20 protein-coding genes, 1 pseudogene and 1 other annotated feature are annotated in these 22,025 nt (G+C 43.3%); of the genes and pseudogenes, 5 read left to right on the top strand and 16 right to left on the bottom strand.

Features of this window, described 5'->3' with window-relative positions:
- Positions 1 to 2 precede the first annotated feature (2 nt).
- Positions 3 to 869, bottom strand: a complete 867-nt coding sequence (locus JNUCC41_RS00780; protein ID WP_192205953.1) for a M50 family metallopeptidase — start codon at positions 867 to 869, stop codon at positions 3 to 5.
- Positions 862 to 1,611: a M23 family metallopeptidase gene (locus JNUCC41_RS00785; RefSeq protein ID WP_192205954.1), complete on the bottom strand. Its 750-nt coding sequence runs from the start codon at positions 1,609 to 1,611 to the stop codon at positions 862 to 864. Before JNUCC41_RS00785 ends, JNUCC41_RS00780 begins: the two co-directional genes overlap by 8 nt.
- A gap of 258 nt (positions 1,612 to 1,869) precedes the next feature.
- Between JNUCC41_RS00785 and JNUCC41_RS00790 the strand changes: the two genes are divergently transcribed.
- A complete protein-coding gene (locus JNUCC41_RS00790; protein ID WP_192205955.1) occupies positions 1,870 to 2,313 on the top strand; it encodes a S1 domain-containing RNA-binding protein in 444 nt (147 codons plus the stop codon).
- 127 nt (positions 2,314 to 2,440) lie between these two features.
- Here JNUCC41_RS00790 and minD read toward each other — a convergent pair whose 3' ends face one another.
- The 9 genes from minD to JNUCC41_RS00835 all read right to left on the bottom strand — a co-directional run bounded on the left by minD (position 2,441) and on the right by JNUCC41_RS00835 (position 10,277).
- Complete coding sequence (minD, locus tag JNUCC41_RS00795) at positions 2,441 to 3,244, bottom strand: septum site-determining protein MinD (RefSeq protein WP_034308862.1); 804 nt, start codon at positions 3,242 to 3,244, stop codon at positions 2,441 to 2,443.
- A gap of 2 nt (positions 3,245 to 3,246) precedes the next feature.
- Positions 3,247 to 3,930, bottom strand: coding sequence for a septum site-determining protein MinC (gene minC / locus JNUCC41_RS00800; RefSeq protein WP_192205956.1), 684 nt, complete (start codon positions 3,928 to 3,930; stop codon positions 3,247 to 3,249).
- A gap of 116 nt (positions 3,931 to 4,046) precedes the next feature.
- Complete coding sequence (gene mreD, locus JNUCC41_RS00805) at positions 4,047 to 4,565, bottom strand: rod shape-determining protein MreD (RefSeq protein WP_192205957.1); 519 nt, start codon at positions 4,563 to 4,565, stop codon at positions 4,047 to 4,049.
- Positions 4,562 to 5,434 carry a rod shape-determining protein MreC gene (gene mreC / locus JNUCC41_RS00810; RefSeq protein WP_034308869.1) on the bottom strand — a complete coding sequence of 291 codons (873 nt, stop codon included), beginning with the start codon at positions 5,432 to 5,434 and terminating at the stop codon, positions 4,562 to 4,564. The genes mreD and mreC overlap by 4 nt, the downstream gene beginning before the upstream one ends.
- Before the next feature lie 137 nt (positions 5,435 to 5,571).
- Entirely contained in the window at positions 5,572 to 6,591 is a 1,020-nt protein-coding gene (locus JNUCC41_RS00815; protein ID WP_034308871.1) for a rod shape-determining protein, read from the bottom strand.
- A gap of 149 nt (positions 6,592 to 6,740) precedes the next feature.
- Complete coding sequence (gene radC / locus JNUCC41_RS00820; RefSeq protein ID WP_192207990.1) at positions 6,741 to 7,415, bottom strand: RadC family protein; 675 nt, start codon at positions 7,413 to 7,415, stop codon at positions 6,741 to 6,743.
- A gap of 64 nt (positions 7,416 to 7,479) precedes the next feature.
- Positions 7,480 to 8,049: a Maf family protein gene (locus tag JNUCC41_RS00825; RefSeq protein WP_192205958.1), complete on the bottom strand. Its 570-nt coding sequence runs from the start codon at positions 8,047 to 8,049 to the stop codon at positions 7,480 to 7,482.
- Positions 8,050 to 8,241: 192 nt separating this feature from the next.
- Positions 8,242 to 9,216, bottom strand: a complete 975-nt coding sequence (locus JNUCC41_RS00830; RefSeq protein WP_192205959.1) for a hypothetical protein — start codon at positions 9,214 to 9,216, stop codon at positions 8,242 to 8,244.
- A gap of 308 nt (positions 9,217 to 9,524) precedes the next feature.
- Positions 9,525 to 10,277, bottom strand: a complete 753-nt coding sequence (locus tag JNUCC41_RS00835) for a prepilin peptidase (RefSeq protein WP_192205960.1) — start codon at positions 10,275 to 10,277, stop codon at positions 9,525 to 9,527.
- Positions 10,278 to 10,795: 518 nt separating this feature from the next.
- Here JNUCC41_RS00835 and JNUCC41_RS00840 point away from each other — a divergent pair.
- Positions 10,796 to 11,130, top strand: a pseudogene (locus JNUCC41_RS00840) (transposase); the annotation flags it as partial.
- 26 nt (positions 11,131 to 11,156) lie between these two features.
- On the opposite strand, the gene JNUCC41_RS00845 reads toward JNUCC41_RS00840, so the two are convergent.
- Positions 11,157 to 12,446 carry a bifunctional folylpolyglutamate synthase/dihydrofolate synthase gene (locus JNUCC41_RS00845; RefSeq protein ID WP_192205961.1) on the bottom strand — a complete coding sequence of 430 codons (1,290 nt, stop codon included), beginning with the start codon at positions 12,444 to 12,446 and terminating at the stop codon, positions 11,157 to 11,159.
- 98 nt (positions 12,447 to 12,544) lie between these two features.
- On the opposite strand from JNUCC41_RS00845, the gene JNUCC41_RS00850 reads away from it, so the two are divergent.
- On the top strand, positions 12,545 to 13,486 hold the full coding sequence (locus JNUCC41_RS00850; RefSeq protein WP_192205962.1) for an ATP-grasp domain-containing protein: 942 nt from the start codon (positions 12,545 to 12,547) through the stop codon (positions 13,484 to 13,486).
- Positions 13,455 to 14,297 (top strand): ATP-grasp domain-containing protein, encoded by an 843-nt coding sequence (locus JNUCC41_RS00855; protein ID WP_192205963.1) that lies wholly within the window; start codon positions 13,455 to 13,457, stop codon positions 14,295 to 14,297. The genes JNUCC41_RS00850 and JNUCC41_RS00855 overlap by 32 nt, the downstream gene beginning before the upstream one ends.
- 73 nt (positions 14,298 to 14,370) lie before the next feature.
- Here the strand turns inward: JNUCC41_RS00855 and JNUCC41_RS00860 are convergent, their stop codons facing one another.
- Entirely contained in the window at positions 14,371 to 17,022 is a 2,652-nt protein-coding gene (locus JNUCC41_RS00860; protein ID WP_192205964.1) for a valine--tRNA ligase, read from the bottom strand.
- Between the two features lie 42 nt (positions 17,023 to 17,064).
- Positions 17,065 to 17,293, bottom strand: a binding site (T-box leader).
- 227 nt (positions 17,294 to 17,520) lie between these two features.
- Here JNUCC41_RS00860 and JNUCC41_RS00865 point away from each other — a divergent pair.
- Complete coding sequence (locus tag JNUCC41_RS00865; RefSeq protein ID WP_192205965.1) at positions 17,521 to 17,712, top strand: hypothetical protein; 192 nt, start codon at positions 17,521 to 17,523, stop codon at positions 17,710 to 17,712.
- A gap of 56 nt (positions 17,713 to 17,768) precedes the next feature.
- On the opposite strand, the gene ysxE is transcribed toward JNUCC41_RS00865, so the two are convergent.
- The 3 genes from ysxE to hemL all read right to left on the bottom strand — a co-directional run bounded on the left by ysxE (position 17,769) and on the right by hemL (position 22,012).
- Positions 17,769 to 18,839: a spore coat protein YsxE gene (gene ysxE, locus JNUCC41_RS00870; protein WP_228467479.1), complete on the bottom strand. Its 1,071-nt coding sequence runs from the start codon at positions 18,837 to 18,839 to the stop codon at positions 17,769 to 17,771.
- Between the two features lie 94 nt (positions 18,840 to 18,933).
- Positions 18,934 to 20,427 carry a stage VI sporulation protein D gene (gene spoVID, locus JNUCC41_RS00875; RefSeq protein ID WP_192205966.1) on the bottom strand — a complete coding sequence of 498 codons (1,494 nt, stop codon included), beginning with the start codon at positions 20,425 to 20,427 and terminating at the stop codon, positions 18,934 to 18,936.
- A 295-nt stretch (positions 20,428 to 20,722) separates the two neighbouring features.
- A complete protein-coding gene (hemL, locus tag JNUCC41_RS00880) occupies positions 20,723 to 22,012 on the bottom strand; it encodes a glutamate-1-semialdehyde 2,1-aminomutase (protein ID WP_192205967.1) in 1,290 nt (429 codons plus the stop codon).
- Positions 22,013 to 22,025 lie beyond the last annotated feature (13 nt).

Below are 22,025 nucleotides of genomic sequence, written 5' to 3' on the forward strand. Positions count from 1 at the left end.
ATTTAATAAGAATATAATAGGTCGCCGATTTTCCCGTTTGTCATTTTCTCGGAAAAATAGGCGTGAAGGATTTCCGTTTCATCCAACGAGCCGGTCTCTTTCCCGTTTTTCATGATGATGACGGGGTGTTTACAACCGCGTTGAAACAGTTCCAGCACTTTAAAAATCGGTTCTTGTGAATCCACCGAGATCGGCTTCAGTTTCGCTAAATCATTCGTATGCCCATAATGGCGCTGCAAAAGAAAACGGATGAAAGCATAATATCTCTGCCGCCATTCCATGACCAGTGAGAGACTTATGAAAAAGATGATGAGCCAGATGTTCAAATTGAGCGGATCCAGAATGATCCAGGTCACAAAAGCCAGGACAGCGAATACTGCAGAAAAGTGAAGTGTATGTTTCTGCGCTTCCAGAAAGGTGCAGTATAGGGATACACCGATGAATAGCAGCCGTCCCCCGTCCAAGGGCCAAATTGGCAGCAGATTAAAAATCAGCAGCATAAGATTCATATACAAAAAGGGCTGATACAGCTCATATGGGATGATAGAAAAGAAATAGAGCAAAAAAGCTGCACCAATGAGCCAAACATGTTGAAGCGGACCGGCAAGCACCACCGCCAAATCCTCCTTCAAACTCTTATTTCCGTACTCCTCAGTCTCGACAGCCCCGCCAAAAGGAAGCAGCTGTATTGACTTTATCCGCCATTTGAAATGCTGGGCACAGACAGCATGCCCCATTTCATGAATGAAGACGATGAGCAACAGCATCATCACTTCAACGAAATGGGCAGTGAGGATGGCGATGCCAATGACAAACCACAATGTCGGGTGCACCCTGATTTTAAACAGTAATTTCCCATATTCACTCAAAGGAAATCACCTTTTTAGGATCGACGAAAGCATCATTTTCTTTTATCGCCAAATAAAATCTTCCCTTGGATCCATCTTCACTTAGTGTAACCTGTCCGACTTCATTGCCCTTTTTAACGAACTCATACAATTTCACATCAATTCCTTCCAGCTGCCCATACCAAGACTCACTTTTATTGGCATGCTGAATGACGACCGTCTTTCCAATCCCCTCCTTTTCACCGGCAAAGATGACTACCCCTTCATTGACGGCCTCGACCTTTGAGCCTTTGCTCGTTTCCAATATGATTCCCTCACCGTTCGTCTCGAAGTTTTGGGTAATCTTCGCAGAGGCTGGCATTGCATATTCTTCATTCGAATCCACAGTTTCCTTATCGGCTTCTTTCGGTAAAAAGGCGATCGGTTTACCAAACGCACTTTCATACCAGTTGGAGATTGAAGCGAACTGAAATTCCTTGTTCATGTTCTCCGTGACAAAACTTCTGGCAGGGTCCAGCCGCACAGAAGGGTGTTTGAACATCACGGCGATAATCAGGAACAGGCATACACTGGCAAGGATTTTAAAGAAAAAATATTCTTTCTTGAAAAGCGGATGATCTTTCTCGGAATACCCGTTATATGAATCAATCCCATATGGTTCTTCATTGTTGATCTCCGTCCAACTGCTGCCACCTGCCGGTTTATCATTGAACTTGCGTCTCTTGGCGATACGATTTCGGATATCTTTCCTGCGATCATCCATTCCAGATTTCCCCCCTGCTCATGTCAAAGCGCTATATTACAGCGTATGAGCAACTTGTCCAGACTATGACGGAGAAAAGATTTTCTTTCTGCACTTCCCTGAAAAAATTTTTTTCAATGAAAAATCATCCGCAAACTTATGAATTTCCAAAGGGATTTCGATATCAATTCAGAAAATCGAATAATTGAGATTGATATTGTTCCCCGAAATTTGTTATAATAAAGTGGTTTTAACATTATTGAGGGGGAACATTTTTTTATGTCAATCGAAATAGGCAGCAAAGTACAAGGTAAAGTAACAGGTATCACTAATTTTGGAGCATTCGTAGAATTACCAGGAGGCTCAACAGGTCTTGTGCATATCAGTGAGGTAGCAGATAGCTATGTAAAAGACGTAAATGACCATCTTAAAGTAGGCGACCAAATTGAAGTAAAAGTGATTAGTGAGAAAGACGGAAAAACTGCCTTGTCCATCAAAAAGGCTATAGATAGACCCGAAGGGCAAACCTCTTCTTATACCAAACGCCCACCACGCCAAGGGGATAGCCGTTCTAAAGATTTTCGTTCTAAAAGTAATTTTCAACCAAAGGAAAATTTCGAAGATAAAATGGTTCGCTTTTTAAAGACTAGTGAAGAAAATTTATCGACTCTTAAACGCAGCACCGAATCAAAACGCGGCGGAAGAGGCGGAAGACGCGGATAAACCGCGCTGCATTTTTAGCATATAGATCAGGCAAGCCAATATGGCTTGCCTTTTTTATTTTGCAAGAAGCATAAAAAATAAGCGAGGGCATCAAATGCACCCCGCTTCCTGACAAAAGAATATAGATTTACCGCACGCTAAAGAATTTTTTCAATTTGGACATGAAGCCCTTTGGTTCGCTGCCAATTGGAGTCAAGGGCACAGATTCACCAAGGATCCTTCTGGCAATGTTCCGATAGGCAAGTGAAACTCTATTGTCCGGATTATAGGCAATGGGTTCCTTTTTATTCGCTGCCACGATGACTTGGTCATCATCAGGAATGACGCCGATCAAATCAATCTTAAGAAAATCGGCAACACCATCGATATCCATTTCTTCATCCTCATGTAGCAAATGGCCGCGTATCCGGTTGATGATCAATTGAGGCGGTTCAATATGCTCTTCTTTTTCAAGCAAGCCAATAATACGGTCCGCATCCCTGACAGCCGGTCTCTCTGCAGTCGTAACGATGATTGCCTTATCCGCCCCAGCTATGGCATTTCTGAAGCCCTGTTCAATGCCTGCAGGGCAATCAATGATGACATAATCATAGTCAGGCTTCATATCGCTTATGAGTTTCCTCATCTGCTCTTCATTCACCACTGTTTTATCACTATTTTGCGGAGCTGGAAGCAAGTAAAGCAAATCCTCGAAATGTTTATCCTTAATGAGCGCCTGGTGTATCTTACAGCGCCCTTCGACCACATCGACCAAATCATAGATGATGCGATTTTCCAATCCCATGATCACATCCAAATTCCGAAGACCAATATCCGTATCAATCAAGCAAACCTTCTTGCCTAGAAGAGCTAAAGATGTTCCTAAATTGGCGGAGGTGGTCGTTTTCCCGACACCACCCTTACCGGATGTTATAACTATTGCCTCTCCCACGATTAGAGACCCCCTTCTAATCTATTTAAATTAGGTCTATATTTCTTTAAGACTTGCAGTTTTTCTATTATGATATTTTTTTCTTCATCCATGAAGGCACATTCCAAGTCATGTCCCCATTTCGTATATTGGTCAGGAGATAAATTCACTTGTCCGGCAATGCGCAGCTGGGCAGGCTTCATGACAGAGGCTGCTATTATGGCCTCATTATTCCCTTTATAACCGGCATGGGCTATTCCCTTTAGCTGTCCCATGATATATATGTTGCCACCCGCACGAACCGTACCGTCGGGATTGACATCCCCAATTAAAAGTAAGTCTCCGGGAACTTCAAAAACCTGTCCCGACCTTATGACCTTGGTCACGGTCGTCACTTGGTTTTCATCTTTCCATCGTTTCGCTTCATCCTTCGTCAGGACATTCGAAATTATCTCATCCACGAAAAGCTTCTTCTTTTTATGGATGACCTCTTTAATCTTTTCTTCTTGTTGTTCATCAAGATAGCGGTTCCCTGTATGTACTTTTACGGAAATGGACGGGTCATTTTCTTGAAACTGATAGTTTGCCGAAAGCTTCACTTCTAACTCTTTCAATAATTCGGAAAATGAGCAAGAATCATCGAGATGAAGCATAAACCCGTCTTTTGTTCCCTTGATCATTACATTTTGCTGAATTCTTTTATTCATGACGTTTGTTTCACCTCAATGAAATATAATTCGACATAGGAAAACAAATTTCCTTTTTCTACGTACAAGGAAAAGAGAAAATACATTTCCCCCCTGCTTCTTAAGACACAGGAACGTTATTCCGTTTCTCCTTGCAAATCAAGCTTTTCAATCATTCTTTTTAAAGGATAGCAGCTGATGATAATGAACGCTAGATTCAATAATAATGTCGGAATCAATCTCCGTTCCGCAAATTCACCAAATCCCATATCTGCAAAAGATAGGATGATATTCATCTGAAAGATGACAACCTCTAAAACTGCCGTGGATAAAAGCGCAGTAAGGCAGGCGATCAATATGTTATTTTGCAGGATTTTCATGCTTTTCGATATCAGATAGGCAAGAAAAGGCAGCAGGAACATGTAAATCCCCAGGATTTCCGTATATACAACATCATAAGTCAACCCAAGAATCGCCCCATAAAGCATACCCATTTTCCTGGATCCGTACATGGTCAGGAAAAAAACGAAAATCATCATGAAATGGGGCACGAGTATTTTATCGGACCCGAATGCATCTCCAGCGAACATCTGGGCGAAGATGCTTTCAAAAACAAAAAAAACCAAGGCTATAAAAGAAAGGATGAAATATCTCACTCAGCTTCATCCTCCCCTTCACTTTCTTTCGGTACACCGTCCACTTCGCGCTGAACGACCATAACATTATTAATATCATAAAAATCCGTCGAAGGTTCAATATATGCGGTCTGGTTCAATCCATATTGATCCACTTTTACATCGACAACTTTCCCGATCAGCAGACCTTTCGGAAAGATCCCGCCATAACCGGATGTGATGACCAATGAATTTTTCTTGATCTTTTTATCATATGGAATCCGTTTCATCAGTAAAAGGTTCTTTTTATCATCGAACCCTTCAATCAAGCCATATGCTTTATCATCACCTTGAACGATGGCCGAGACACGGTTGGCTTTATCGATCGAACTTAAAAGTTGAACCGATGCCGTGAAATCCGTCGCTGATTTCACCTTACCGACTAACCCATTGGACGTGATGACTGCCATGTTTTTTTCTACCCCATTACGCTTCCCTTTATTGATTGTCAGCATTTCATGCCAGCGGTCGGGATTACGGCCAATGACCGTCGCCTGAGTTGGTGAATATTTCCGCAGGTCATCTTCTTTTTTGAGGTTATCGCGAAGTTCTTCATTTTCTTCTTTTAAATCCTGGACTTGGGTTTTCAATAATACATATTCATCCAAGCGGGCTTTCAATTTTTTGTTTTCATCGTATGTATGTTGAAGGTCTTTTAAGCCCCCTACAAAACCTGTTATACCCGATACTGGCTTATTAAACACATTACCTACCCAGCCTGTCGTATCTTTCAGGAATTGCTCCGGCCAAGTCAACTCTTCTCTCTCCCTTAATGAAAAACCGATCAATGCCACGAGAACGATAATACTAACGAGCAAGAGAAGGAGCTTTTTATTAAAAAACTGTGGCATGGTGATTACACCTCTATCTAAAAATTTACTCTATGGTTTTAAACTTACACTATGGATTTAATTAAACTGTAGAACATAAGAAAAACCGGCTCAAAATTGCACCTTTTGTTGAGCCGGCCCTATTTGAGAAGTAATGCTTATCGCGAATCTCTTGATTTAGTCTTGAATAAATGAATGTGGTCCAGCGCTTTTCCCGTTCCGATTGCAACACAATCCAGTGGATTCTCGGCGATGATCACTGGCATTTGCGTTTCTTCACTGATGACTTTATCCAAATTGCGCAGCAAAGCACCCCCGCCTGTCAATACAATGCCTCTGTCCATGATGTCAGCGGCTAATTCAGGTGGTGTTTTCTCTAAAGTGTTTTTCACGGAATCCACAATTGCAGAAACTGTGTCGCTTAATGCTTTGGATATTTCTTCAGCTGTGATTTCGATTGTTTTCGGTAATCCAGTCAATAGGTCACGGCCGCGAATTTCCATGTTTTCTACGCCTTCCGTGTCACCGGCAGAACCAATTTCCATTTTGATCGCTTCAGCAGTACGCTCACCGATCATCAAATTGTAGTTCTTACGGATGTAAACGATAATGGCATCATCCATTTCATCACCGGCAATACGGATCGATTGGCTTGTAACGATTCCGCCAAGGGAAATGATTGCCACTTCCGTCGTTCCTCCGCCGATATCAACGACCATGCTTCCTGTAGGCTCCCAAACCGGAAGGTCTGCACCGATCGCTGCTGCAAACGGTTCTTCGATAGGATATGCGTCCCGTGCTCCAGCTTGTCTAGCTGCATCGATGACTGCACGCTGCTCAACTGCCGTAATTCCAGAAGGCACACAAATCATGACATATGGCTTGTTGCCGAATACACCCTTCTTTTGAGCTTCCTTCATATAGTACTTCATCATGGTAGCCGTCGTTTCATAATCAGCAATGACTCCATCCTTCATCGGGCGAAGGGCAACCACGTTACCAGGTGTACGGCCTATCATGTTTTTCGCATCGTTTCCGACTGCAACGATTTGCTTTGTATCTGTTTGCACAGCTACAACCGATGGTTCACGTACCGCGATGCCTTTTCCTTTCACATAAACAAGCGTATTCGCCGTTCCTAAATCAATCCCTATATCTCTAGCGCCAATTCCAAACATTATGGTATCTCCCTTTCGTAAACAAAAATGCCTTTTTATAAGTTCAAATAATAATTTGTCGTTTTTTGACAATAAGACTCTTTGAAAAAGTTTCCTCTTTTAAAAATCATAAACAATATTATATCGTATCGTCAAAAATTTTGATAGTGTCATAAATAACCTTTTTCCTTCAAACTAACATATTTATGCTCCCCGATAATGATGTGGTCCAATACTTCAATCCCAATTATTTTACCACATTCGACTAACCTTTTCGTCACTTCAATATCTTCTCTGCTGGGAGAGGGGTCTCCGGAGGGGTGGTTATGAAGACAGATGATAGAGGCAGCGGACCTTTTGAAAGCCTCTTTAAAGATCTCGCGCGGATGCACGATCGATGCATTGAGGCTGCCGATGAATACCGTAGTTTTTTGAAGCACTTGATTTTTCGTATTTAAATAGAGACAGACGAAATGTTCCTGTGATAAAAACCGCATTTCTTCCATGCAATAGTTGGCTCCATCTTCAGGAGACCGAATCACATAACGGTCTTGATCATTCAAATTGTTAATTCTCCTGCCAAGTTCGACAGAGGCCAGGATTTGAATCGCTTTTGCTTCACCAATCCCTTTGATCACGGTCAGTTCTTCCACTGAGGCTTCCTTTAGCAAGCGCAGGCCCTTGAAGGAGTTGATGAGCCTGCCGGATAGTTGCAGGACTGATTCCTCCCTTGACCCAGTCCTGAGCAGCAAAGCAAGCAATTCCTGATTGGAGAGACTTTGCGGCCCGTCCTGGAGAAACCTTTCGCGCGGCCGCTCTTCTTTCGGGTAATCCCGTATTAACATTTTTTCGCTCAAAAGATCAACCCTTTCTTAGAAAAGGGAAGATGCCAGACGAAATCAAATTATCTTATCCTAACTCTTCCTGCATCGCTTTAAGCTCCCGGGCCAGTCTTGAGACCGGAAGCCCGACGACTGAGAAATAGTCTCCTTTGATTTGTTCGACAAGAAGAGATCCGTATCCTTGAATCCCATAGCCGCCAGCTTTGTCAAAGGGTTCCCCGCTATCCAGATAACGTTCGATTTCAGCTTCTGGCAGCTCCCAAAATGTCACTTCCGTTTTTTCTGCGAATACTCTGCGATGCTTGCCGAATAGGATGGCGACACCTGTGTATACTTCATGTGTCCGTCCTGATAACATTTCCAGCATTCTTTTTCCATCCGCCCGGCTTGTCGGCTTACCCAATATCTCACCATCAAGGACAACAACGGTATCCGAGCCGATCACCCAGCTTTCCTGAAACTTTGCTGCGATGGCTTCCGCTTTACGGGATGCCAGTTCTTTCACCGCTGCATCAGGACACATGTTTTCATCAATACTTTCATCGACATTGGAATTCATGCTTTCAAAGGGGATTTGAAGAAATTGTAGAAGTTCTTTACGACGTGGTGATGAAGAAGCTAAAATCAATGGCTGCATAATAAAAAGTCACCTTTCTTTACATAGGGAGATACAATATCTATCCTACCAAATTATGTTGCAATCCACAATTATTGTTTACTAGGAATCGACAAATGCCTGTAAGTATTTCCCGGAAAATAAAAAAGGTGTCACAGATGGTTTCATATTGGGGAGCTTGTCCCATTAGGCAGCCCCCCCTTTTTTCTTTCCTTAACTCGATATATTTTGGAAATTCAATAAAAAGTCAAGCAGGCTTTCTTGAGCCTGGAATAGCTTTTCTTCATTTTTGGAAGTCCCATATTCGTCAATCGACTTGGCGGCAGCAGTCAGGTCATCGTTCATTTTTGAAAACTCCGGCGATAATTTCGCCGCCTTCAGTTCTTCCATATTTTTTTTCAGGGTTTCTTCGTTTACCGTCCCTTCCTTTCCACGAAGTTTAGTTGCGGATGTTTCTGCCAATGAAGCATATACTGCCTTCATCTTATCGAGGGTTTTCTCATCTCCCTGGCTTGTCCCGGCCGCTTCTAAATTGATTTCCTTCCAATATACGTCCACATCATAGGACTTTAAGAACAAGGCCAGCTCCTTACTTGCAGCTAGACTCTCTGCCGATCCCAAGAATAGATAATAGCTCTCTTCCAATTTGAAAATTTCAGCGGGAACCTGCTTTTCAATGATTTTCTTTTGTATTTGCCTTGCTGCATCCTCGCTGCTGAATACTCCTCCCTGTACAAGGAATGTCTTCAGCTGGTTTCCTGGTTCAGTCACTGCCGCTTTTTTATCCTCAACAGTGGCTTCCGTTGGAATCGGGGTCTCGACCGAAGATACTTCTGCTTTTTCCTTTGTAATCGTTTTAACGGCGATCAAGCCGAGAATCGACCCAAAAAAAACGGCACAAATGACAGCGATCAAGAATGTCTTGATCGGTCTTTTATCCGGGCCTTTCAGTGAACTGGTGCCAAAGCCGATGAACTTCGGCATTTTCTTCTTCGGCGGTGAGGGAACCAATACGATTTTGTTTTCGTTTGAATCCTCAGGGAGTATCCATTCGAAACTCTCATCTGTGTGTTCCTGTTCGTGCTCCTTACTCGCCGCCTCTTGACTTTCAATCTTTTTATCTGGAAATACTTTTTCTTCCCCATTTATTTTAATCGTTACACCCTTGCTTTGTTCCGGCTTGCCCAATTTTTTTCCTCCCCTCCAAATCATTTTTTTCATCCTAACATAGAGGTAAAAAAAAATAACAAGACTTTTGTCGTCTTGTCATTAATAGGTTTCGTCAAATTTCCCTATTCATATATGGGTAGCCAACCAAGGTTTCCAAGGTACTGGTACTTCCGGTTCATGAACCATTCCATATCGCCACTCACCAATTACATATACTCTTCTTTCATGTCATCTCCACTTGCAGCCATTTGGGGATAGTTCCCTACTTCGCTATTGTTCAGGTGATTTTTGACAAATTCCTCTTGCATTAGAATGGCCCTATAAGCTCACCTTAAAAAAGCTACATACCAATGTAAAAGGGCATCGCCCCAAAAATAAGCAGTCAATGTCCCAAAAACGATATACGGTCCGAAAGGAATAAGTGTTTTCTTTTTTAGGATTCCGGTCAGCAATCCGATAATGCCAAGAAATGCCCCATAAAAGCACGCAAAAAGAAACGATAATAGCACCATTTTCATTCCCAGTACAAAGCCAATCACTGCAAATAGCTTGATATCACCACCGCCCATGCCACCCTTGCTCACGACAGCGATCAATAACAGCAAGCTAAAGCCAACCGCTGCCCCGACAATTGAATCCCACCAGGGCGACAGCGGAAAGGGGAATCTTAGAACGATAAAAATCACCGTAAAGAAAAGCAGGATTTTATCAGGAATGAGCATATAGGCGACATCAGTCACGAAGATGATCATAAATAATGAAATCAATGTCCAGCCAATCAAGAGTTCGTCCGACCAGCCAAGGAAGATGGGAGCAGAGGTAAACAAAACACCGGTCAGCATTTCCACTGCCGGATAAAGGGGTGAAATCCTTGTTTTACAGCCACGGCATTTCCCTTCTTGCAACATATAAGAAATAACCGGTATCAACTCGAAGAATGTCAATGTACGCCCGCAAGAAGGGCAGGCGGAGCGACGATTAGCAAATGAATGACTAGCTGGAACACTTAAACCGACAACGTTGAAGAATGAGCCTAAAATTAAGCCCAAAACGAAGAGATAGATATGGATAACCATCATTTATACATAGTGCATGAGGATTCGATTGCCTTTCTGTGAAACCCTGATATAAAAGTCCCTTCCGCTATGTAATAATCACTTCGGTTCTTCATGATTATCATTCCTCCCGTTATTTTATTAAGTAGATCCTACTATTCATCTGTCATATAGAACCAATATATAAACATATTTTAACAAATATACTTGGTGATTTGTTATCAATCACTCTATTAGAGTTTTTTCTTTTCAAGAGACTCTGTTAACAAGAGAAAAGGACCTTTGAAAAGATCCTTTTCTCAGACTGTAGACAAACTCGATGAAAATAGAGTTTGTCTACAGTTTTTTAGGGGTTTGTGCAATTTGAACGTTAATTTCCACTCCAGGCACTCGCTTTCCGCGGGCGGTCCGGGAGCCTCCTCGGCGCCTTTGCGCCTGCGGGGTCTCCCTTGGACTCGCTTCTCCCGCAGGAGTCTCGTACCTTCCGTTCCAATCAACTTTGTTTTAACTTATAGATAGAACCCTTTTGCCAGGTGATGAGGATGCTTTCTAAATATGATTCTATTCAGCGTGATCAACTTGAAATGATTACTTTAGATCAACTGGTGCCTGCGAACCATTTGGTTCGTAAAATTGAGGCTGTCATTGACTTCACTTTCATTTATGACTTGGTGAAAGATTTGTATTCAGAGATAGGACGCCCAAGTACTGATCTAGTGTTATATTAGTCAAACTGACTTTCATTCAATATTACTTCGGTATTCGTTAAATGCGTATAACAGTTGAAGAAGTTGAAACAAATATGGCTTACCGTTGGTTCCTAGGCTTTGGTTTCCATGATAAAGTGCCTCATTTCTCAACATTCGGGAAAGATCATTAGTCCGCCGGTAAAGGCACATCCCTTTAGGCACCTTCTCTAATCAGGAACTCCCTCACAAGTGAAAGGAAATGAAGGGACCCTGTGATGACAAGGATCTCTTTTCCTCCTGTTTTCCTTCTGCCTTCCGTTATTGCCGCCTGCCAATCCCTGTTTATACTTTTATTTGGATGACTGCACTTTTCATAAAGCGTTTTCGCATCCGCCGCCCGTTCATGGTCGAATTCGGTAATGATGATTTCCATCGCTTCCGTTTCCAGTCCATGAAGCATCTCGGAATAATTTTTATCTTTAAATGAACTGAATACGAACCGGTACTTATAGTCGGGGTAATGCACTTTTAGCGTTTCCTTCAGTACGTCGATGCCGGCAGGATTATGTGCACCATCAATGATCACCAATGGCTCATCCGATATTTTTTCAAAGCGGCCATCCCATTTCGCTTCCCCTATTCCCTTAAGTATGCTTTTTTCATCGATATTTTCCATTCCTAATGTGACAGCAGCAATGGCCAGTGCCGCATTCTCCATTTGATGGCGCCCTAACATCCGCATTTCCACATTTTCGATGGACCTGTCTGCAAGCGAAAAGGAGAAACTTTGCCCTCGTTCACTTTGCTTTATTTTGCCTACATGAAAGTCTTTGCCTAATTGGTAATAAGGTACGCCTAATGACGACGCTTTTTCTTCAATTACTTTTGCTGGTTCCCCGGCTGTGACTCCGCTAATGATCGGCGCCCCGCTTTTAATGATACCCGCCTTCTCAAAAGCAATTTCCCCAAGTGTGTTTCCCAGGATGTTCGTATGTTCCAAAGAAATCGAGGTAATGATCGAAAGAAACGGCTGGATGACATTCGTTGTATCGAGCCTGCCTCCCAAACCGGTTTCCATCAAAACCAAATCCACTTCCTTTTTGCTAAAATAAGAGAATGCCATGGCAGTCAAAATTTCGAACTGAGTGGGACCATTCCCCTTACTGTCCATTCCTTGGATGATCGGCCAAAGCTCCTGGAAGACAGCGATAAAATCCTTATCACTGATTTCATCCTCGTTTATCTTCAGCTGCTCATTCATCCGTATTAAATAAGGCGAAGTGAAGGAAGCGACCCGAATGCCTTGGGCAAGCAGGATTTCTTTAATATATTGCAGTGTTGACCCTTTCCCGTTGGATCCTGCAATGTGAATATACTTTAGTGCCTTGTGCGGGTCACCTAATTCAGTTAACAATGTTTCCATTCGTGATAGGCCAAAATTCATGCCCAATTGAACTTGGCGCCGTTCAAAAAAATGATTGATTTCTTTCATGGTTGTTACCATTATCGTTGAGCCTCCTCTTTCTTTATACCGCTCTTATGCGTTAAGATTATTTTATCAATATATGAACGATTAACCTAGATGAAAGGTAGTGTTTTACCATGAAACCTTCAGATTTCCACTGTTGGATTGTCGTTAACGGCTATTTACAGCATGATAAGTTTTCCAGTTTGGCTTTGTTCATTAAAGAGGCGGCTGAAAGGAAAGATATCATGGCAACCCTTATCCGGAATTCAGATCTCTTTCCCATTATCGAAAAAGGAGTGCCGCTGCTTAAAGGTGCCTTTGATAAGCTGCCAGATTTTGTCCTGTTCATGGATAAAGACATTCATTTGGCGCGCCATTTGGAATTGCTCGGCATCCCCGTATATAACAGCAGTACAGCGATTGATATTTGCGACAGCAAAGCAAAAACACATCAAGCATTGACCGGCCATGGCATACCGATGCCGAAAACCATATTTCCCCCTTTTACCTACGAAGGGATAGAAAGGGGCCATATGGATGCTTTCATGCAAATCGGCAATGAACTTGGGTATCCCCTTGTCGTTAAGGAAGCATACGGTTCTTTTGGGGAACAAGTATATTTAATCCCAACAGAGGATGAGTTACTAAAGACGATCCATGATCTTGGCCACAAGCCATTTATACTCCAGGAATTCATCAAGCACAGCAAAGGTCGGGACATTCGTGTGAATGTCGTGGGCAATCAAGTCATAGCAGCGATGCAACGCCATTCCGAGCAAGACTTCCGAGCTAATATGACTGCCGGGGGACAGGCTGCACCATATATACCCACCAGTGAAGAAGCACAACTTGCCATCCGATGTGCGCAAATTCTGGGTGCCGACTTCGCTGGCGTCGATTTGTTGTTCGGTGAAGAAGGTCCGCTTTTGTGCGAAGTGAATTCGAATTCGCATTTACTGAATATTTATGAATGTACAGGCATCAACATCGCTGATAGCATGTTCGATTATATCTTGAAAGAATTAGGAAAAGGAAGTGCATCTGATGAAAAAACAAGCAGGCTGGTTGATTTATAACCGTGAAGATGCCTTGAAGAATAAGGGATACATAGATTGGATGCTTAATGAAGCAAGTAAGCTTGATCTTGATTTACACTTTCACTTTCGGGAAGACCTTAGGATCGGTCATCGTTTCAACGAGTTGTACGTGGAACATGTGACACAGCCCATTTCATTGCCGGACTTTGCTATCGTCCGGACCATCGACCCTTTTTTTACAAAGCAACTTGAGCAACTGGGGATTGCTTGCTTTAACTCCTCCTTCGTATCGGAAATCGCGAACGACAAAGCAAAGACGCATCAATATTTGTCCTCGCTCGGGATTCCAATGGCCGATACCGTATATTGTAACGGGAGGCCGAGTGCCGATGACATGGAGTTCCCTTTCATTGCTAAGGAAACAAGTGGTCGCGGCGGGAAACAAGTATATCTAATCGAGCATGCCGATGATCTTGCCGAACTGGATGATGGAAATTGGATAGTCCAAAAACCTGGCTTATTCGGCAGGGATATCCGCGTCTTTGTGGTTGGGAAAAAAGTGAAGGCTGCTGTACTTAGGGAATCCGCTTCCAGTTTCAAGGCAAATTATACGCTGGGCGGATCGGCTTCTCTATATGAGCTGACTGCATCTGAATTAGCCCTTGTTGAAAGGGTAATGAGTTCGTTTGATTTTGGCCTGGTCGGTATCGATTTCATATTGGCGGAAGATGGCAGCCTCATGCTTAACGAAATCGAGGATGTCGTCGGCAGCCGGACATTAAGTGCACTAAGTGATATGAATATCGTACGGGAGTACCTTTCATTTATAAAAGAAAGAATTTCATCCTAATGGAATATTTTTCTTGAATAGCGTTTAAACACAAAAAGGATGAACCGGCTTCAAGCTGGTTCATCCTTTTGTTTTACAGTTGTTTCAGTTCGCTGATCCTGTGGATTACAGAGTCGCGTTTTTCGCTATAGTCTTTTTCCTTGGCACGTTCTTCTTCGATGACGCTTGCCGGCGCCTTTTTAACGAAGCCCTCGTTGCCCAATTTTTTCTGTACGCGCTCAACTTCTTTATTAAGTTTGTCGAGTTCTTTTTCAAGACGTTTCACTTCTTCGTCAATATTGATCAGTCCTGTAAGCGGAAGGATTAGCTCTACGCCAGTTACGACAGCTGTCATGGCTTGAGCAGGCTCTTCGACTTCGATTCCGATCGTCAATTGTTCAGGATTACAGAAACGCTCGATATAGCTGCTGTTTTTCTGTAAAGTCCCTAAGATGGATTCATCTTTCGCTTTTAAGATTAAATTGATTTTTTTGCTTAGCGGTGTGTTCACCTCAGCACGGATATTACGGACTGAGCGGATGATTTCAACCAGCAGCTTCATTTCCTCTGCTGCAACTGTATCCGTCAACCCTTCATTCACTTCCGGCCAAGCGGCAACAGTGATGGACTCACCTTGATGCGGTAGGTTCTGCCAGATTTCTTCGGTAATGAATGGCATGAACGGGTGTAACAATCTCATCGTATTATCCAGTACATAAGCCAAGATCGAGCGCGTCGTCTTCTTAGCTGCTTCGTCTTCGCCATATAGCGGAAGCTTCGCCATTTCAATATACCAGTCACAGAAATCATCCCAAATGAAGTTGTAAAGCACACGGCCCACTTCACCAAACTCATAACGGTCCGCAAGTCTGGTTACGTTTGAAATCGTTTCATTCAAACGCGTCAAGATCCATTTATCAGCTACAGACTTCTCACCGCTTAAATCGATTTCGTCATAAGTCATGCCGTTCATGTTCATCAAAGCAAAACGGGATGCGTTCCAAATCTTATTGGAGAAGTTCCAAACCGCTTCCACTTTTTCCGTGCTATAACGAAGGTCCTGGCCTGGCGAGCTGCCCGTGGATAAGAAGTAACGCAGCGAATCGGCACCGTATTGATCGATTACATCCATCGGATCGACACCATTGCCAAGCGATTTACTCATCTTGCGCCCCTGTTCGTCACGAACCAGACCGTGTATCAGCACATCTTCAAATGGACGTTCACCTGTGAACTCAAGAGCTTGGAAAATCATCCGCGATACCCAGAAGAAAATGATATCATAGCCTGTCACAAGTGCCCCGGTTGGATAGTAGCGTTGGAAATCGACATTGTCCTTGTCAGGCCAGCCCATAGTCGAGAACGGCCATAATGCCGAGCTGAACCATGTATCAAGAACATCTGTATCTTGTTCCCAGTTTTCAGCGTCCGCAGGTTCTTCGTGACCTACATACACTTCACCTGTTTCTTTATGGTACCAGGCTGGAATGCGGTGACCCCACCAAAGCTGACGGGAAATGCACCAGTCGCGGATATTTTCCATCCAATGCAGGTACGTTTTTTCGAAACGGTCCGGTACGAAATGAACTTTTTCCTCATCGGTTCCTTTTTGAAGCTCAACGGATGCATCAGCCAACGGCTGCATTTTAACGAACCATTGAGTCGAAAGATACGGTTCAACAACAGCACCGCTTCTCTCTGAATGGCCGACTGAGTGAAGGTGATCTTCGATTTTGAAAAGTACTCCTTCTTCCTGAAGGTCCTTGACGATTTGTTTCCGGCATTCAAAACGGTCCATGCCTTCATATTTACCAGCCTTTTCATTCATCGAGCCATCTTCATGCATGACAAGGATGCGTTCCAAATCGTGACGGTTCCCGATTTCGAAGTCATTCGGATCATGAGCCGGAGTAATTTTGACCGCGCCTGAACCGAATTCCATATCGACATAATCATCACCGACAATCGGGATTTCCCGGCCTGTAATTGGCAAGCGGACCATTTTGCCGATCAAGTGTTTATAACGGTCATCTTCAGGGTGTACAGCCACAGCAGTATCGCCAAGCATAGTTTCTGGACGGGTGGTGGCAATTTCAATTTCTCCTGATCCGTCAACCAAAGGATATTTCATATGGTAAAATGCGCCCTGCACATCTTTGTAAATAACCTCGATATCGGATAACGCCGTTTTCGTTGATGGATCCCAGTTGATGATGTATTCGCCGCGATAAATCAAGCCCTTGTTATAAAGCGAAACGAACACTTCGCGCACAGCTTTTGAAAGCCCTTCATCAAGAGTGAAGCGTTCACGTGTATAATCAAGTCCAAGACCGAGCTTTGACCATTGATCACGGATATGGCTCGCATATTCCTCTTTCCATTTCCAAGTCTCTTCGACGAATTTTTCTCGCCCAAGGTCATAACGGCTCACGCCTTCCGCACGAAGTTTTTGTTCTACTTTCGCTTGAGTGGCGATACCGGCATGGTCCATGCCCGGTAACCATAAAACGTCATAGCCTTGCATCCTCTTCATGCGTGTCAATATATCTTGAAGCGTCGTATCCCAAGCGTGGCCAAGATGAAGCTTACCTGTCACGTTAGGCGGCGGGATGACAATCGTATATGGTTCTTTTTTATCGTCAACCGTCGTTTCGAAAAACTTTCCATCAAGCCACCATTTGTAGCGGCCTTTCTCTATCGTCTGCGGATCATATTTAGTCGGCATAGAAATTTGGTTCTCTTCCATAACATTTCCTCCTTTTTGGGCATAAAAAAACTTCCATCATCACAAAAGGACGAAGGAAGTTGTTCGCGGTGCCACCTTTTTTCCGAAAAAGAAAAAAATCTCTTTCGGCTCTCAAATCGGATAACGGCTCTTCACCGGCCTTCGCTACTAAGAGGTTCACGAAGACTGCTCGCGGACGACTTCGGATGCTGCTGCCTGGAAACCTCGCACCAATTTGGTTTCCTCTCTGAAAAGTGCATTTCATCTTACTATTTCCGGTCTTTGCATTGATTTATATTCATATGTAAAATCATTGAATGCATATAGTATATAGTACAAAAAACATGGGGCTCGAGTCAATCATCTTTTCGCTTACTTTCTCAGGAATCATCCCTTTTGATACAATTCAAGTTCATTTTCTTTATTTTATCCGCCAGAAACAGTGAATGTGACGGCTGTTTCACCTTTTCCACTGCCCACCCATACAATATAAGAAGTCCTAAAAAGGAAGGTAATATTATGAAGCGAAGATATACTCCCTATACTTTACCGCCTTGGGTGAAGAAATTCCGCGGTGTCTGCCAGCAGTTCATCTTCCCCTTTATTGTGTTCCAAGGATTACGTACGCTGATTTTCCCGACTTTCTTCGATATGCTCCTGCTAATCGCCTTTATTTTCCTGGCCATGTCTTTGTATTTCGAATGGATTTAAGTATTCCCTTACAGCAAAAAAATATACATGACTGGAGATGATCCAATCATGTATATTTAGCTTGGGGGTGATTGTTCTTCTTTGGCAGCCTCGGCGGCAGCCTTTTTCTGCTGTTCGATTTCTTCAATTTTCATCACCATATATTCAATATTTTTCAAAAGCCAAAATTGCCGCTGCAGTTGTGTAACATTATCTAGCTCTGAACGATGGCCCGTGCCATCGGAGTAACCCTTCACTAATTCCAAAGCTGACCCAGGGAATGCCAGATAGCTTTGCATGAGCAGCAATTCTTCTTCTTTCAACGGAAAATAACGAAAATAGTTATATAGCCAGTCAACGCAGTCATCGCATTGGACAGGATAGGTCCTGGCCGATTTAACGAGAAATGGCAGTAAATCGAAATGCGGCGGAGCTGTATTCGAATTCTCAAAATTGATGAAGTAGCCATAACCCCGCTCATCATAAACGAAATGCTTCATGGAAACCTTTCCGTGCGTGACGACGGTTCGAACCTTTTCACTATCCTTCGTTTTTTCATACCAGGTTTCAAATTTCTTGATCGAGTACCTCAGCGCCTGTGAAATATCAGTGTAGAAAGAACAAACCGTCAGTTCGAATGGAGACATATACCACTTCTTTTCACAGCTGACAATATACTCATCTATGAATTCCTTCTCGTTATTCCAGGCATCAAGCGTCCGCTCATAATGGGCTTCCCGTTCATCGATATCCACTTGTATTTCCTTAACGGAAAGTGTATGCATCCGAGCGAGCTCCCTGAACATTTGCTTATGATTTTCATCGCGCTCCCCGTCCCTATCATTATTGAGCCAGGGCATCAGGTAATACAAACGTCCATTATGAAGAACGGCGTAACGCTGATCCATCGTTTGATAAATGGGAACGATCCGGTTATAGCCGCGATGGTACAATTTTTGAACATTTTTGATAAAATCAATGCCGTTCTGCGGTAACATGGATTTCAAGGCAAATGTACCACGATCACTGTAAACTTTTTTTACACGTCCGAAGTCCTCAATATATTGTACATACATGGCATATTCCTTCAATACGGTCTCCGCGTCCCAATCCCGATTGGCAGGCTGCTGATTCTCGTTTTCCCTCACGAGACTCACTCACTTTCTCTAAAAAACTAAACGATCCGATTCCTCTAGCACCTAAAAAACAGGAGCAGACCATATGCTCTGCTCTCTGTCCTGGTCAATTCTTATATGCAACCGCCTTCGGTATATAGATGACTTGCCCTTCATGGACGTTCTGATTCGACTCCAATTCATTGCTGAAAAGTATCGATTGAACCGTAACATCATATCGTTGAGCCAAGTCATCAAGCGTTTCCCCTTGCTGAACAATGCAAACCTTCATCCTTACTAGTTCTTCTTCTTGTTTCCGTCCGAATAAATCCATGATGGATAGCTGCTTTTCATCATGATTGGCCGTTTCTTTATCATCACGTTCCGCGGCTTGTTTCCTGCCTTTGAAATTCTTACCATCCTTAGCCGGAGGCGCTGGTCTTTCCCTCTTTTTGAATAGATCTCTTATGGACGAATTGGATTCCTCTTCCTGTTCCACCTTCACATTCTCATTAAGGATAGGGCCCGCTGCAACGTCATCTTCTCCCTGCCGGATAACATCCTCGGATTCTATATTCGAAACAGGGCTATTTTGATGCTTGGTTGCATGATTTGGCTCTTCCACTACATCTTCTCTCAATGTCACCTTAGGAATCTCCATCTTCTCCATGGAATCCTGACTGCTTGGTACTTCCTCCAGTTTTGCCTCTCCCATTGAAGGTACTTTTTCCGCGGAGTCAGGAGGATCGCCGATTACTTCTTCTTCTACAGCTTCTTCCTCTCTATGCACTTCCGCTTCCCACTCCTCCTCTTCCGGATATGGTGAAACGGGCATTTCAAAAACTGGGGCATTATGCTGATCGCTTAAAAAAATCGGTTCCTCTTCTTCTTCTTCGTTTGCTTCGGAAACTCGTTTTGATTCTGCAGTAAAAGGCGCGTATAACTCTTCTTCCTCCTCATCACGGAAAATAGGCTGAAAATCCGGGATTGGCGGCACTGCAGCTGCATAAGGAATATATGACTCATTTTCCTCCCCATCCGTTTCTTCCTGTTCCTCTGTTTCCCCAACTTCCTGCTCAGTATCGTAACGTTCTTCCACATATGAATCATTATAGATTCCGGTTATCAAAAGGTCTGCCTGCAATTTCAAACAGTTATGCTCTGGCATGGCATAATCAAAGCTTTGAATCGAGACATCGACCTCATCCAATGAGGCAATCCGATTATTCGGAATCGTTATATCAACCGGAAAACGGTGTGTGAACTCATTAAGTCCATCGAGATGCCTCTCGACCTTTTGAACCGCTTTTGGCAAAAAGGTCTGCGAAAACTCCTCTTCTTCACCATTTTGCGAGCCTTTGTATTCACCGCTTAAATCTAACGAGCCTCGTATATAAACATATTGATCACTTTCTTGAATCGCCACATTCGGATCAAGGGAAATGGAATATAGCTCAGCCACTTCCTGTCCCTTCTGGAACCAAACGGATTCCTCTAAAGAAAATCGTAAATACGATTCATTTTCTTGCGACAAGACAACTCCTCCTTTCAGCTTCAGGAAACGGTACCTATACCAATACCAATCTATGAAGGAAGGAAGCTGATTATTCCTTAATTTCATTTGCAATACTCCTTATCTTTCCTAAGCCTTTTAATAAGAAGGAGATCCAATTTTTAGGCAGGATTGTATCAATCGGGCTGAAAAATCCGGCATGATCCGGGCTACCGTCTTATTAATTCGGCCTATCTACATTCGGGAATTCTACCAATTCATTCGGCCTCCTACTTTTGATTCGTCTCTTCCATTAATGATTGAATTCAAAAAAACTGGCTACCTTTCTCCAAAAGCCTTTGGAGAAAGGTAGCCAGTTCAAATTATTTATATCTAATATAGCGGTAGTTCATGACGACTTGCATCATTTTTTTAATTTTGCAAAAGCCTGTTCTGCCGCTGCAATGGTCTTTTCGATATCTTCATCACTATGTGCAGTGGAAAGGAATAAACCTTCAAACTGTGATGGCGGCAAGTAGATGCCTTGATTCGCCATTTCCCTATAGTAAGAAGCAAAGAACTCTAAGTCGGATGTTTTGGCTGTATCATAGTTTATGACTTCTTCATTAGTAAAGAAAAGTCCAATCATGGAACCGGCACGGTTGAATGTATGGGGAACTCCGTACTTTTCCGCTGCTTCTCCAATTCCTTTTTCGAGCATATCCCCTTTTCGGGTGAACTCATCATAGGATTCTGGAGTCAATTGGCTCAGCGTTTCAAGGCCAGCCGTCATCGCAAGAGGATTACCAGATAATGTCCCTGCTTGATAGATTGTCCCACTCGGGGCAATCTGTTCCATGAATTCGCGCTTGCCTCCGAATGCTCCGACAGGCAATCCGCCGCCAATTACTTTCCCAAGGCAAGTCAGGTCAGGTACGATGCCAAAATAGCCTTGTGCACAATTATAGCCGACACGGAACCCTGTCATAACTTCGTCAAAGATCAATAAAGCCCCGTATTGGGTCGTTACTTCACGTAAGCCTTCAAGGAAACCAGGTTGTGGCGGAACCACGCCCATGTTCCCTGCAACAGGTTCCACGATGATGCAAGCGATGTCTTCGCCAAATTGTTCAAACGCATATTTGGTTGCAGCAAGATCATTATATGCCACGGTAATCGTATTTTTAGCAATGCCTTCCGGTACTCCAGGGCTATCCGGTAAACCTAACGTTGCAACGCCTGAACCCGCTTTGATTAGCAATGAATCGCCATGGCCATGATAGGAACCTTCGAATTTCAGGATTTTATCCCGGCCTGTAATGCCTCGTGCCAGCCTTAGTGCACTCATCGTCGCTTCGGTTCCTGAAGATACCATCCGGATCATTTCAATCGATGGTACCCGTTCAATGACCAACTTGGCCAGTTCATTCTCGATCAGCGTAGAAGTCCCGAAGCTTGTACCTGATTCCGCTACCTTTTTCAATGATTCCACGACACGGTCATTCGTGTGACCAAGGATAAGCGGTCCCCATGATAGAACATAGTCGATATATTCATTTCCATCGATATCATACATTTTTGAGCCTTTTCCACGCTCCATGAAAATGGGATCCATGTCCACAGATTTAAAGGCACGTACCGGGCTGTTCACGCCGCCTGGCATCAAATTTTTTGCTTCGGCAAACGCTTTTTTCGATTTTTCATATGACCGCATGATTCCATCCCCT

It is taken from the genome of Brevibacillus sp. JNUCC-41 (assembly GCF_014844095.1).
GTDB lineage: Bacteria > Bacillota > Bacilli > Bacillales > DSM-1321 > Peribacillus > Peribacillus aracenensis.